The sequence below is a fragment of the Zobellia galactanivorans genome, from assembly GCF_000973105.1.
In the GTDB taxonomy this organism is placed as follows: domain Bacteria; phylum Bacteroidota; class Bacteroidia; order Flavobacteriales; family Flavobacteriaceae; genus Zobellia; species Zobellia galactanivorans.
This window is the reverse complement of record NC_015844.1, coordinates 2391190-2404293: the sequence shown is the minus strand read 5'-3', so window position 1 is coordinate 2404293 and position 13104 is coordinate 2391190. Positions and strand designations below refer to the sequence as shown.

General features: G+C 43.9%; 12 protein-coding genes. All 12 read left to right on the top strand.

Annotated elements, in window-relative coordinates; all coding sequences use genetic code 11:
* The first annotated feature begins 10 nt into the window (after window positions 1-10).
* The 12 genes from ZOBGAL_RS09740 (at window position 11) to ZOBGAL_RS09685 (ending at window position 13085) form a co-directional block, all read left to right on the top strand.
* A complete protein-coding gene (locus ZOBGAL_RS09740) occupies window positions 11-1213 on the top strand; it encodes a beta-ketoacyl-[acyl-carrier-protein] synthase family protein (protein WP_013993421.1) in 1203 nt (400 codons plus the stop codon).
* Complete coding sequence (locus ZOBGAL_RS09735) at window positions 1213-2277, top strand: beta-ketoacyl synthase N-terminal-like domain-containing protein (RefSeq protein ID WP_013993420.1); 1065 nt, start codon at window positions 1213-1215, stop codon at window positions 2275-2277. Before ZOBGAL_RS09740 ends, ZOBGAL_RS09735 begins: the two co-directional genes overlap by 1 nt.
* Window positions 2271-3047, top strand: coding sequence for a polysaccharide deacetylase family protein (locus tag ZOBGAL_RS09730; protein WP_013993419.1), 777 nt, complete (start codon window positions 2271-2273; stop codon window positions 3045-3047). The genes ZOBGAL_RS09735 and ZOBGAL_RS09730 overlap by 7 nt, the downstream gene beginning before the upstream one ends.
* Entirely contained in the window at window positions 3040-3657 is a 618-nt protein-coding gene (locus ZOBGAL_RS09725; protein ID WP_013993418.1) for a LolA family protein, read from the top strand. Before ZOBGAL_RS09730 ends, ZOBGAL_RS09725 begins: the two co-directional genes overlap by 8 nt.
* Window positions 3638-4249 (top strand): hypothetical protein, encoded by a 612-nt coding sequence (locus ZOBGAL_RS09720; protein WP_013993417.1) that lies wholly within the window; start codon window positions 3638-3640, stop codon window positions 4247-4249. The genes ZOBGAL_RS09725 and ZOBGAL_RS09720 overlap by 20 nt, the downstream gene beginning before the upstream one ends.
* Complete coding sequence (locus ZOBGAL_RS09715; RefSeq protein ID WP_013993416.1) at window positions 4246-4833, top strand: porin family protein; 588 nt, start codon at window positions 4246-4248, stop codon at window positions 4831-4833. Before ZOBGAL_RS09720 ends, ZOBGAL_RS09715 begins: the two co-directional genes overlap by 4 nt.
* Window positions 4834-4838: 5 nt before the next feature.
* Complete coding sequence (locus ZOBGAL_RS09710) at window positions 4839-5207, top strand: 3-hydroxyacyl-ACP dehydratase (protein ID WP_013993415.1); 369 nt, start codon at window positions 4839-4841, stop codon at window positions 5205-5207.
* A gap of 5 nt (window positions 5208-5212) precedes the next feature.
* Window positions 5213-5716, top strand: coding sequence for a hypothetical protein (locus ZOBGAL_RS09705; protein WP_013993414.1), 504 nt, complete (start codon window positions 5213-5215; stop codon window positions 5714-5716).
* 92 nt (window positions 5717-5808) lie between these two features.
* On the top strand, window positions 5809-6978 hold the full coding sequence (locus ZOBGAL_RS09700) for a DUF2062 domain-containing protein (protein ID WP_046287849.1): 1170 nt from the start codon (window positions 5809-5811) through the stop codon (window positions 6976-6978).
* Window positions 6971-10657: a 1-acyl-sn-glycerol-3-phosphate acyltransferase gene (locus ZOBGAL_RS09695; protein ID WP_013993412.1), complete on the top strand. Its 3687-nt coding sequence runs from the start codon at window positions 6971-6973 to the stop codon at window positions 10655-10657. Before ZOBGAL_RS09700 ends, ZOBGAL_RS09695 begins: the two co-directional genes overlap by 8 nt.
* Window positions 10657-12204, top strand: a complete 1548-nt coding sequence (locus tag ZOBGAL_RS09690; RefSeq protein WP_013993411.1) for a phytoene desaturase family protein — start codon at window positions 10657-10659, stop codon at window positions 12202-12204. The genes ZOBGAL_RS09695 and ZOBGAL_RS09690 overlap by 1 nt, the downstream gene beginning before the upstream one ends.
* Entirely contained in the window at window positions 12204-13085 is an 882-nt protein-coding gene (locus ZOBGAL_RS09685) for a cupin-like domain-containing protein (protein WP_013993410.1), read from the top strand. Before ZOBGAL_RS09690 ends, ZOBGAL_RS09685 begins: the two co-directional genes overlap by 1 nt.
* Window positions 13086-13104 lie beyond the last annotated feature (19 nt).

Below are 13104 nucleotides of genomic sequence, written 5' to 3'. Positions count from 1 at the left end.
CCAAATTAATATGTGCAAGGGCGTAGCAATTACGGGAATGGGAGCAATTTCCGCCATTGGGAACAATGTGCAGGAAAACTATGAGGCGCTGGTCTCTGGCAAACTTGGCATTTCTAGAGTTTCAAAAATAGATACCGTTCACAAAAACGATATCATGGTAGGCGAAATAGGGATGACCAATACCCAATTAAAAGTAAAATTGGGAATAGCCGAAGAAACGGCCGTATCAAGAACGGCCCTATTGGCCATGCTTTCCGCAGAGGAAGCCGTATCACAAGCCGGAATAACCGACATCAACGATTGTGAGACCGGACTCATTTCCGGAACTACCGTAGGTGGTATGGACCAATCGGAAAAATATTATTTTGAATATTTTGAAACCGACGAACATTGGGGCCATATCAATGGACTTCATGCGGGCGATTCCACACAAAAACTGGCCGACCATCTTGGCATATCAGAGAGTTTTGTCTCTACCATAAGTACCGCTTGTTCATCGGCTGCCAACGCCATTATGTTGGGGGCACGAATGATAAAATCGGGGCAATTAGACCGTGTTATCGTGGGGGGTACCGATAGCCTGTGCAAATTCACCATCAACGGTTTCAAGACTTTGATGATTCTCTCCGACACCTACAACACGCCATTTGACGACAACAGAAAAGGACTTAACCTGGGTGAGGCCGCGGCCTACCTTGTGTTAGAATCCGATGAAATCGTAAAAAGGGACCAGAAAAAAGTATTGGGTTACGTAAAAGGCTACGGCAATGCCAATGATGCCTTTCACCAAACCGCCTCCTCTGAAAATGGGGACGGTGCCGTATTGGCGATGGAAAAGGCCTTAAAAGTTTCAGGCTTGACCCCATCCGATATCGATTACATAAACGCACACGGAACCGCAACACCGAACAACGACCTTTCCGAAGGCCGTTCCTTACTTCGTATCTTCGGCGACAAAGTGCCCGAATTCAGTTCAACCAAGGCCTTTACGGGCCATACGCTGGCCGTAGCAGGTGGTATAGAGGCCGTATATTCGGTTTTGGCATTACAGAACAACGTAATTTACCCTAACCTCAACTTTACCACCCCGATGAAGGAATTTGAACTGCTTCCGCAAACGACGGTAAAACAAAAGGAGTTGCACCATGTACTCTCCAATTCTTTCGGGTTCGGCGGAAATTGTTCCACTTTAATCTTTTCCAAAGAAGCCTAATGAAACCAGTATATATAAATAGTGTAGGTTCGGTTTCGGCCCAAAAAACCTTTGACAACAGCGAGTTTCTAAATGAAATTACGGAGTACAATGCGAGCACGGTACCCGTAATCGACCCCAATTATAAGGAATACATTCCTCCAGCGGCCGCACGCCGTATGGCCCGAGGTATAAAAATGAGCACGGTAAGTTCTAAAAACGCCCTTAACGAAGCCGGAATAGAAAACATAGATGCCATTATCGTAGGCACCGGACTGGGCTGTATTGGTGACTCCGAACGTTTCGTTAGCGATATCATCAAGAACGATGAGCAGTTTTTAACCCCTACCCGCTTTATTCAGTCATCACACAATACCGTGGCAGGGCAAATTGCGCTTGGCCTAGGTTGCAAAGGACACAATTTCACCTTTGTACATTCGGCCGTTTCGTTTGAATCGTCTTTGATCGACGCCAAGATGATGATCGAAAACGATGAAGCCGAAACCGTTCTTGTCGGCGGTGTAGACGAATTGGTAGACCACCATGTGGAAACCCACCGTTTGATCGGGCATATCAAGAAAGAACCTGTAGCCTCCCAAGAGCTTTTGCAATCGAAGACCGAGGGCATGGTAATGGGTGAAGGCGCCCACTTTTTTGTGCTTTCGAATCAAAAAGCCCCCTCTTGTTACGCCGAACTGCTTGCCGTAAAAACATTCAACACCCTATCAAAAGAACGCCTCGAAGAAAAAGTACTCGCCTTTTTAGAACGGCAACAACTTAATATCGATGATATAGACCTTGCCATACTCGGTAACAATGGCGATGTTAATTTTGACACTTATTACGACCAGCTGGGCTCTTCCTTGTTAAAAGATACGCCCCAAGCCTATTACAAACACCTTTCGGGTGAATTCGATACCGCAACGGGATTTGCTTTTTGGTTGGCCAATAAAATTATAAAGACACAGACGGTTCCCGAAGTGGTACAACTCAATGCAATCGTCCCTGCAAAGCTAGAGACCATTTTGATATACAACCAATATAGAGGAGAAAACCACAGCCTTACCTTAATTCGCAAATGCTAAGGCGGAAAAGGGTAAATACCGCTGTTGTTTTTCTTTTGCTGCCCTTGGTCGCGCTATGCTTTATGGAATACCTACCCTGGTGGCCGGTTTTTGCGCTTTTGTTCCTTTGGTTCTCCCTTACGGTTTTTGGCTCATTCTTTATCCAATGGAATTACCATCTCACCTCAAGACACTCCAACAAAAAAACTGAAAACAATTGGGTCGCCATTACGTTTGACGATGGCCCAAACCCTGAATTCACCCCCAAAGCACTCGAACTATTGGCAAAATACAATGCCAAGGCGACCTTCTTTTGCGTTGGACAACGGATCGAGAAACATCCGGAAATTTTAAAACAGATCATTTCCCAAGGGCACGCCATTGGCAACCATACTTACTCACACGCCAATACTTTCGGTTTTTTTTCGTTAGATAAGGTTTTGAACGAGCTCGTTCAAACCGAAAACCTTGTGCACACCTTGACCGAAAAAAAAATAAAACTCTATCGACCCGCTTTTGGGGTGACCAATCCGCAGATTGCAAAAGCGGTAGACAAACTAAAAGTACACAGCATAGGGTGGAACGTACGCTCATTGGACACGACATCAAGGTCGGAAGAAACCGTCTTAAAACGAATAACGCACAAGGTATCAAAGGGCGATATTATACTGCTGCACGACACCAGCGAAAAAACAATCGCCGTTTTGGAACAGTTATTGTTATTTTTGCGGAAGAAAAATCTCAGTTCGGTCACTGTTGACCGTCTACTAGAAATCGAAGCTTATGCATAAGATACTTTTTCTTATCCTTTTTATTTCCGTTTCGGCCGTTGCACAAAAGCAAATGACGCCGGACGAAGCCACGGCGCTAAAGGCCAAGGTAAAGACCCGGGCAGAGGCGATTACCACGGTAATGAGCGATTTTACCCAATACAAGCACCTAGACTTCCTATCAGACGATATCGTATCACAGGGCCAATTGGCCTTCAAGGCCCCCAACCTGGTCAAGTGGCAATACACCAAGCCCTTTGCCTATTCGGTCTTGTTCAAAAACGAAACCCTATACATCAACGATGACGGTAACAAGAGTAATATGGACGTGGGGTCGAACAAAATATTCAAACAGTTGAACCAACTCATTACGGCCAGTATACGTGGCGATATGTTCGACGACAACGAGTTCAACATCAAATATTTTAAAATAAACGATTCTAGTTTGGTATACTTTCTTCCGAAAGACGAACAGTTTGCCAAGTTCATCAAAGCCTTTCACCTTTCCTTTAACGCCAACGGCGATGTAACCGAGGTGAAAATGATCGAACCCTCAGACGACTATACCCAAATTAAATTTACCGATCGTGTCGTGAACAAAACCTTGTCAGATGCGGTCTTTACTCAGTAGCCTTTGCCTTTTTCTATGGGTCGGATGCGCTTCTTACCCTGCCAAAAATGGGTTTGAACCCCGCACAGAATCTTCTCAAGAGCTTCAAAACCCCTATTTTTCAAATCCCGAGAAAGACTATGTATACAAGGCCAAAATCGATGCGTTCAACAAATCGTTCGGAGGTATTTTTATCGTCAAAAAGTTGGGGCCCGACCATCATCGCATTGCGTTTACCACCGAAATAGGCAATACCATTTTCGATTTCACCTTTAAGGAAAACGACTTCGTGGTAAACCGGATTTTAAAGGAATTGGACAAAAAAGTACTCATCAATATCTTAAAACGGGATTTTAAAGCGTTAATACAGGAACAATCGCAAGTAAAGAATCAATTTAGCCTAGATGGCGATACCGTATTACAGAGCGACATCCTATCTAAAAAACATTATTTTTATTACAAGAGGGGGCAGCTGAACAGAATTGCCCGAGTTGACCGAAACCAAAAAAAAGTAGAATTCTTCTTTAGCAATATCGATGACCAGTTTGCCAAGGAAATTGAAATAGCACACTACAACTTCAAACTTCATATTACATTAAAATCGTTCAAATGAAAACCGTAAAACTTCTTATCATGCTAGTGGTTTTTTGCAGCACGGGCATGACCATGGCACAGACGCGCCCCGGTATAAAGGTAGGTCTGAACAGTTCGAACATCAGTAACACCGCGCTTGATACCAAATCGGGAATATACATAGGCGCCTTTGCCGACATTTCACTAACGGATTACTACTCCTTACAGCCCGAAATCCTATATTCCAATCAAGGGGGCAAATCGAATTCCGACGCATATGGCGATGTAAACATCAACTATATTTCCATCGGCATACCGAACAAATTTTATGTAAGCCCTGACAAGGGATTTCATTTTATACTGGGTCTTGGATTGGATATTAATTTTGACAACAATTTTGTTAACTTGACCAACTTTAACGTCGATGATGAAATCTCGCCTCTAGATGTCGTCGTTTTTGGAGGAATAGGCTACGAGTTTGATTTTGGCCTGATACTTGAAGCAAGGTACAAGCAAGGAACCATAAGCGTTGACTTCTTTGGCGAAGACGATTATTACGAAGAAGCCGGAAGCAATCTCAATGGGGTATTTCAAATAGGTGCCGCATACAAATTTAAATTATAAAGGACATGTTGATCGAAGGATTGTATTCCGTTGAAAGTTTTGAAAAGGAAGGGAAGAACGTAACTGCCACGGTTAAACTGAACGCCGCGCATGATGTTTTCAAGGGCCATTTTCCCGGCAACCCCGTGATGCCCGGCGTATGTATGATCCAAATCATCAAAGAACTCACCGAGCAGGCCACGGAAAAAATGCTGTTTCTTTCGGTCGCCACGAACGTGAAGTTCATGGCCATTATCAATCCCGAGAAAAACGACACCATTCAACTCAAGCTGACGATTACGGAGGAAGAGGCTATCGTAAAAGTGAAGAATACCACAACTTTTGACGATACATTAGCCTTAAAATTAAGCGCTACCTTTAATATTCTAACCTAGATTTTATGCACTTAAAACTAGTTCTGTTCGCTTTTTTTTCACTTTTATCCCTTACAAATCCGGTAGATTTGTCCCGGGTAAGAACAGCCTATGTTGAAGCTTCAGGTAATGAAAGCGCCACCATTGCACTAAACGACGACCTGGTTTCGGTGGCCAAAACCGACAACAAAACGCTAGTAGCCTTTAAAGGGGCGGTGACTACAATGATGGCGAAATACGCCAAAGGCATAAAAGAAAAAAAGACCTTTTTTAAGGAAGGGGCGGAACTTTTGGAATTTGCCATAGCGGCAGAACCCGATAATGTTGAAATACGCTGCATCCGTCTAAGCGTTCAAGAGAACGTACCCAAGATTACGGGGTACACCAAAAACATTGAGGAAGACAAACAATTTATAATCGAGAACTTCAATACCATCCCCAATAAGAACAGCAAGGATTTCGTAAAAGGGTATATTTCAAAATCAGAAGCCTTTAACGAATCAGAAAGGCAATTGTTACAAGGTTCGTAATACGTATCTTTGCTGAAAATTCAGAACCTGTTTTCTGAACCCTTTGAAAAAAATTGCTCGTGCCGACCCTTACCCCATCACTTCAAAATACCATGCAGCAGCTCAATTGTTGCGTATTGGTGCCCACTTATAATAATGCGGGGACACTAAAGCGGGTGCTTGACGGTATTTTAGAACGTACCGACGCCGTCATCGTAATAAACGACGGGGCCACTGACGGCACGTCCGACATCCTAAAAAACTATCCGTCAATAGAGCAAATCCATTTACCGGAAAACAAAGGTAAGGGCAATGCCCTTCAAGTAGGGTTTAAGGCCGCTATTTCCCAAGGATACGATTATGCGATAACCATAGACTCCGACGGGCAGCATTTTCCCGAAGACCTCAGCGTTTTCTTAGATGAATTGCAAAAGGAAGAAACCCCAAACGTGCTGTATATCGGCTCACGGAACATGCAACAAGAAGATGTTCCCGGCAAAAGCAGTTTTGGCAACAAGTTCTCCAACTTTTGGTTCTGGTTCGAAACGGGAACCAAGCTTCAAGATACCCAATGCGGCTACCGGCTATACCCGCTGCATGCCTTAAAAGACCTAAAGTTCTATACCCCGAAATTCGAATTTGAAATAGAGGTCATCGTTCGTTTGGCCTGGGACGGCACCCTTGTAAAAAATGTGCCCGTCCGTATTTTGTACGACGAAACCGAAAGGGTATCGCACTTTAGGACCGTACCTGACTTTGCTCGGATCAGCGTGCTCAACACCTGGTTGGTCATCGTTACGATCTTCTACATAAAGCCTCGCAACTTTATTAGGAAAATAAAAAAAAAAGGGTTTAAAAAATTTTTATTGGAAGACCTGCTCCGCAGTGACGACTCCCCAAAAATAAAGGCCTTATCCATAGCCCTTGGCATCTTTTTGGGCATTGCCCCCTTTTGGGGCTTTCAAACCATACTCGTTTTTGCCCTGGCCACGGTCTTTCGACTGAACAAGGCCATCACTTTTGCATTTTCGAATATCAGCCTCCCGCCCCTAATCCCTTTTATTGTCTATTTTAGTATTAAAATCGGGGTATGGATAACCGGCGAAGAGGTTTCCTTTTCCATGGAACACATGACCGAAAATTTTGGAATGCTACAAAACCTAAAGACATATCTTATCGGCAGTTTTGCCTTGGCCATTATGTCCGCCCTACTTTTCGGCATCATAGGTTATCTAACGATTGTATTCTTCGGAAAGAAAAAAATAATCGTAGACAATGGGTAATTTTTTCTTTAAGGCATATCGACTCATAGCGCGAAAACGCAAATTATCATTAGCGGTACTTCTATTGGTAGTGATGGGCCTAGCTACCATTGTTTCCAAAATACAGTTTGAAGACGATATCACCTCGCTCATTCCCGCCAATGAAGAAGCGCAACGCATTCAAAAGGTCTTAAAGTCGATTACATTTACCGACAAGATCATCATCAGCATACAAAAAGACGAAGAAGGCAGCGTAAACGACCTTACCCAATACGCCAAAGACCTTCTCGATAGCCTAGAGCAAAACCAATCGGAGTTTATTAAAAACGTACAAGGCCGGGTCAATTCCGATGACGTACCCAAGACCCTAGACCTAGTATACGAGCATCTACCCCTATTTTTAGAACCCGATGACTATCCACAGATTGCCCAAAAAATAAACTCTGACAGTATTGCCCATATCACTGCCGAAAATTACAGGACGCTTATCTCACCATCGGGTATCGTTGCCAAAAAGACCATTGTAAAAGACCCTTTGCGGCTCTCGTTCATTGCGCTTAAAAGGCTACAGGAATTAGGTGTAGGCGAAGATTTTAAATTAAAGAACGGTTTTCTTGTCGACCAAGAGGAAAAAAACATCCTTCTTTTTCTAACCCCGGCCTATGGCTCCAACGAAACCGACAAAAACCTACCCTTTTCAGATGCCTTGTACGAACTGCAGAACCAACTGAACGCAGCCTATACCGGCAAGGTGCACAGCGAATACTATGGGGCCGCCTTGGTTGCCGTAGCCAATGCCAAACAGATCAGAAGCGACATCCAATTTACGGTAAGCATAGCCATGACCCTGCTCATCGTTATTTTAATGCTTTTTTACAGAAAACTGGCCCTGCCCTTTATCCTTTTCCTGCCTACATTGATCGGCGCACTATTATCGATTGCCTTTTTGTGTATTCTTCGCGAAAAGATTTCGGCCATATCCTTGGGCATAGGTTCGGTACTCTTAGGGGTCACCCTTGATTATGCCCTGCATATACTGACCCATATACGAAACGGAAACGGGGCGGAAAACCTCTACAAAGAAGTGGCCCCCTCCATTTTAATGAGCAGCCTTACTACGGCATCTGCCTTTTTATGCCTCCTCTTTTTAGAATCACAGGCCTTGCAAGACCTCGGTATTTTTGCGGCGGTCAGTGTATTGGGCGCATCGGTTTTTGCCTTGCTCTTTGTCCCACAGGTCTACTCCGCAAAAAAAGCGGTGAGCTCTAGACGCACCATTTTAGATCGGGTGGCATCTTTTGATTTCCACAAATCGAAATGGGCCATTATGGGGCTAGTACTTTTTTCCGTCATTAGCATCTTTACCTATAACAAGGTGGTCTTCAACAAAGATATTGCCAGGCTGAACTACGAGACCGAACTATTGCGCGATGCACGAAAACGATTGGAAACCTTAACGGACATCAGTTCAAAATCCATTTACCTGGCCACTTATGGTAACGACACCCAGACCGTATTAGGACAGAACGATTCGCTCTACAACATTCTAAAAACCCTCGAAGCGAACGACAAAATACTAAGCTTCAGCTCTGTAGGCGGACTCATACGGGCAAAAAGGACCCAAGAGGAAAAAATAGCCCTGTGGAAGGATTTCTGGAGCACCAATAAAATCAAAACGACCCAAAGGGAGCTGATCGAAAGCGGAAACGAATTCGGTTTTAAACCCACTACCTTCAACAAGTTTTACGATCTGCTGAACGCCGATTTCGAACCCCTAGAGGTCGACGACTTTGTTGCCATAAAATCGTTTTCCCTTGATGATTACATTGTAAAGGACGAAAACGGAACCACCATCACCTCCCTGATAAAGGTAGATGAAGACCATATCGACCTTATTCGCGAGCAGTTCGAGAACTCGCCCAACACCCTGCTCATTGACCGCCAACAGGTAAACGAAACCTTTTTGGGCAACTTAAAGAACGATTTCAATAGCCTTATCGGTTATTCCTTGATCGTGGTGCTATTTATTCTCTTCTTTTTCTACCGCAGCCTTTCCCTGACCGTAGTGACCAGCATACCCATATTTCTCACCTGGTTTTTGACCGTGGGCATCATGGGCCTTTTCCATATTGAATTCAATATTTTCAATATCATCATCTGTAGTTTTATTTTCGGTCTTGGGGTAGATTACAGTATTTTCATAACCAACGGCTTGCTTACCGAATACCGTACTGGGGAAAAGGTGCTACACACCCATAAGACCTCCATATTACTTTCGGTCATTACCACCATTGCAGGCGTTGGGGTCTTGATTTTTGCCAAGCATCCCGTACTGTACACTATTTCTACCGTTTCCTTAATCGGGATCCTTTCGGCGGCCTTTGTGGCCTTTACCGTTCAACCCCTGCTCTTCAGGCTCTTTATCGGAAGTACCGATAAACGCCCTATATCATTGCGCTATTTTATACATTCGGTATTGTCGTTCGGGTATTTTGGTACGGGAGGATTTTTGTATTCCATATACGGATGGGCCAAATTAAAACTATCGCCCCAAAGCCGGATGGAAGAGAATATCGGCTTTCATCGAGCGGTTTCCAAACTCATGGGTTCCGTGTTGTACACCAACCCCTTTGTATCCAAAAAAATAAAAAACCTCAGTAAGGAAACCTTTGAAAAACCCGTAATGATCATTGCCAACCACACCAGCTTTTTAGACATTCTGGCCATTGGCATGCTCCACCCTAAAATTGTATTTTTGGTAAACGACTGGGTTTACAATTCGCCCGTATTCGGTAGTGCGGCAAAACTGGCAGGCGCCTATCCTGTTTCTGGAGGTATAGAAAACGGCGAGGCCTATTTAAAGGAAAAAGTCGCCCAAGGATTCAGCTTGATCGCTTTTCCCGAAGGCACGCGTTCTTCCAGCAACAAGATCAAACGTTTTCACAAAGGGGCCTTTTATTTGGCGCAGCAATTTGAATTGGATATTCTTCCGGTACTGATACACGGTAATTCCGAAGTGCTACCAAAGGGAAGTTTTATTATTCGCGATGGTAGTATCACCGTAGAACTATTGCCCAAGATCAAGGCCAACGACCCTAAATTCGGCAAAAACTATAGCGAACGTGCCAAGCAATTGGGCGCCTATTTCAGGAAGGAATTCCAAAGGCTTAGAAATGAAATCGAAGATCAAGACTATTGGACCAAAACCCTTTTGGAAAACTATAGATACAAGGGCGATGTGGTTTACAAAAGCGTCAAACTTGACTTGGCCGCCCATAAAGAAACCTATGCATCACTTTTAAAGCACATAGGAAAGAAAACCAAAATGGTACACCTGTCGCAAGACTTCGGACAGCTAGACCTAATGCTTGCCCTAGATTCCATCGACAGGAAAATAACGACATATTTGGCCGACCACGAAGCGGCCTTGTTGCTAAAGAACAACTTTTTGACCCAAAACTACAGTAAAATAAGCCTTGCCAAAAATATGGCCCAGGCACTGGAAGCCGATGCCGAGCTCGTTCTGGTCGATATAAAAATGGAAAACCGGCAACTGGCCAAGCTTTTGGGCGATACGGTCGAGACCTTGATTTTATTGAAAGAAGCACAACAAATGGAATTATCGCCTATAGAAGCATTAGGTTTCGTTCCCAGCCAACAAAATGATAACTTTAGGTTATTAAAAAAACGACGCAGTTAATGAACCAACATTATGACGTAGTGATAATAGGCAGTGGTATGGGCGGACTTGTTTCGGCCATTATCATGGCGCGTGAGGGCAAAAGTGTCTGCGTATTGGAAAAAAACAACCAATACGGGGGCAACCTACAGACCTTTGTACGCGAACGTACTATTTTTGATACGGGTGTTCATTATTTAGGAGGATTGGAAAAAGGCCAAAACCTCTACCGTTATTTTGAATATTTAGATATTCTAGACGGACTGCACCTGACCCGTTTGGACGAAGACGGTTTTGACCTGATCACATTTGATGGCGATCCAAAGGAATATCCCCATGCCCAAGGCTACGAAAATTTTGAACGCAGACTGGTAGAAGAGTTTCCCGAAGAAAAGGAAGCCATTCATCAATATTGTAAAAAACTACAGGATACCTGTGGAAAGTTTCCGCTGTATAACTTAAGACTCGGCAAGCCATATCATGACGATACCGAGCTTTTTACCCTGCCCGCCAAAAAGTATATTGACTCCATCACCGAAAACGAGAAGCTGCGTGCCGTGCTTGCCGGCTCCAACCTTTTGTATGCAGGCGAACCCGACAAGACCCCTTTCTACGTACACGCACTTTCCATAAACTCGTACATACAAAGCTCGTACAGGTGTGCGGATGGCGGTAGCCAAATTACCAAATTGCTCATAAAACGTTTAAAGGAAAACGGGGGAAAAACCTATAAACATTGCGAGGTAACCAAGTTCAACGTTGAAGATCAAAAGGTAGTTTCGGTGGTAACCAAAAAGGGAGACATCATAAAAGGCGACCTGTTCATTTCGAACATAGAACCGAAGATTACCATAAAAATGGTGGGGCAAGAGCATTTTAGAAAATCGTACACCAAACGTATAGAAAGTATAGAAAGTACTATTTCCGCTTTCAGCATCCATATTGTACTCAAACCAAAAACCTTTAAATACCTAAACCACAACTATTACCATTTTAAGGACTATAACGCAGTTTGGAATTCGCACAACTACACCCAAGAATCATGGCCCGAAGCCTATATGGTATCTATGGGGGCCCGTAAAAACCAAGGCGAATGGGCCGACCAATTGACCGCCATAACCTATATGCGCTATGAAGAACTCGAACCATGGTCCGGCACTTTCAATACCGTTACCCAAAAAAACAGTCGGGGCGAGACTTACGAAGAATTCAAACAGACCAAAATAGAAGCGTTTTTATGCGCATTGGAAAAAAAGTTTCCGAATATCCGTGAAAGCATTCAATCGGTTCATACCTCTACCCCTTTATCATATAGAGACTACATAGGCTCTAACGAAGGCTCGATGTACGGGTATGCCAAAAACGTAAACACCCCCTTAAAGACCTTTATCTCGCCGCGCACCAAAATAAAAAACCTGTTTTTTACGGGGCAAAGCATCAATATGCACGGCATTCTAGGGGTAACCATCAGTAGCGTGGTCACTTGCTCGGAAATCTTGGGCAGCGAATACTTAGTAGAGAAAATAACCAAAGGAAGTACAAAGACCAATAAAAAAATAGATGCATAATGGGACAGTTTAAGACAACTTCTATCGAACGGGTAGAAAACATCTCAAAAGCGGATTTTATCAAACACTACTACAAACCGCAAAAGCCTGTCTTGATTACCGGATTGACCAAAGATTGGCCAGCCTACGAAAAATGGAAGCTAGACTATATCCAAGAACGTGCGGGAGACCAAATTGTACCCTTGTACAACAACGAACCCGCCAAAGACAAACAAAGTGTATACGCTCCGGTCAAAGAAATGAAATTGAGCGAATATATCGAAGTCTTAAAGACCGAACCTACCGACCTCCGTATTTTCTTTTATAATATCTTAAAGGAAATGCCCGAACTTCTCAAAGATTTTCAATACCCCGATATCGGCCTGAAGTTCTTTAAAAAGCTTCCTGCCTTGTTCTTTGGAGGAGGAAAATCGAAGGTGTTTATGCATTACGACATCGACCTGCCTGACAGCATGCACTTTCATTTTGACGGCGACAAGGTGGTCAATCTCTTTTCCCCCGAGCAAACGCAATACTTGTACAAAGTACCTTTTTCCATACACAATATCGAGAGCATAGATATGGACAACCCCGATTTTGACCAATACCCGGCCCTACAATATGCCGAAGGTATACGTGCCGAAATGAAGCATGGGGACGCCCTCTATATGCCCAGCGGATATTGGCACAGCATACGCTACCTGAACGGAGGTTTTTCTATGACCCTACGTGCCTTGCCCAGGCACCCGCTCCGTTTCGCCAACATGCTCTACAACGTAATGGTCATGCGCCATATCGACAATATCATCAGAAGCTACCGCGGACAGAAGTGGCTCGATTTCAAAGACCGATGGGCCATAAAGCGCACGGAAAAGAACCTAAAACTCAAAAAAGACAGCTAAGGCCCGTACTTTTGCCCTA

Bases quoted from the DNA above. Each gene is read 5' to 3' on its own strand.
- ZOBGAL_RS09705 (WP_013993414.1), top strand. From the start codon at position 5,213: ATGCACTTAAAACTAGTTCTGTTCGCTTTTTTTTCACTTTTATCCCTT.
- ZOBGAL_RS09735 (WP_013993420.1), top strand. From the start codon at position 1,213: ATGAAACCAGTATATATAAATAGTGTAGGTTCGGTTTCGGCCCAAAAA.
- ZOBGAL_RS09710 (WP_013993415.1), top strand. From the start codon at position 4,839: ATGTTGATCGAAGGATTGTATTCCGTTGAAAGTTTTGAAAAGGAAGGG.
- ZOBGAL_RS09740 (WP_013993421.1), top strand. From the start codon at position 11: ATGTGCAAGGGCGTAGCAATTACGGGAATGGGAGCAATTTCCGCCATT.
- ZOBGAL_RS09690 (WP_013993411.1), top strand. From the start codon at position 10,657: ATGAACCAACATTATGACGTAGTGATAATAGGCAGTGGTATGGGCGGA.
- ZOBGAL_RS09715 (WP_013993416.1), top strand. From the start codon at position 4,246: ATGAAAACCGTAAAACTTCTTATCATGCTAGTGGTTTTTTGCAGCACG.
- ZOBGAL_RS09725 (WP_013993418.1), top strand. From the start codon at position 3,040: ATGCATAAGATACTTTTTCTTATCCTTTTTATTTCCGTTTCGGCCGTT.
- ZOBGAL_RS09720 (WP_013993417.1), top strand. From the start codon at position 3,638: ATGCGGTCTTTACTCAGTAGCCTTTGCCTTTTTCTATGGGTCGGATGC.
- ZOBGAL_RS09695 (WP_013993412.1), top strand. From the start codon at position 6,971: ATGGGTAATTTTTTCTTTAAGGCATATCGACTCATAGCGCGAAAACGC.
- ZOBGAL_RS09700 (WP_046287849.1), top strand. From the start codon at position 5,809: ATGCAGCAGCTCAATTGTTGCGTATTGGTGCCCACTTATAATAATGCG.
- ZOBGAL_RS09685 (WP_013993410.1), top strand. From the start codon at position 12,204: ATGGGACAGTTTAAGACAACTTCTATCGAACGGGTAGAAAACATCTCA.
- ZOBGAL_RS09730 (WP_013993419.1), top strand. From the start codon at position 2,271: ATGCTAAGGCGGAAAAGGGTAAATACCGCTGTTGTTTTTCTTTTGCTG.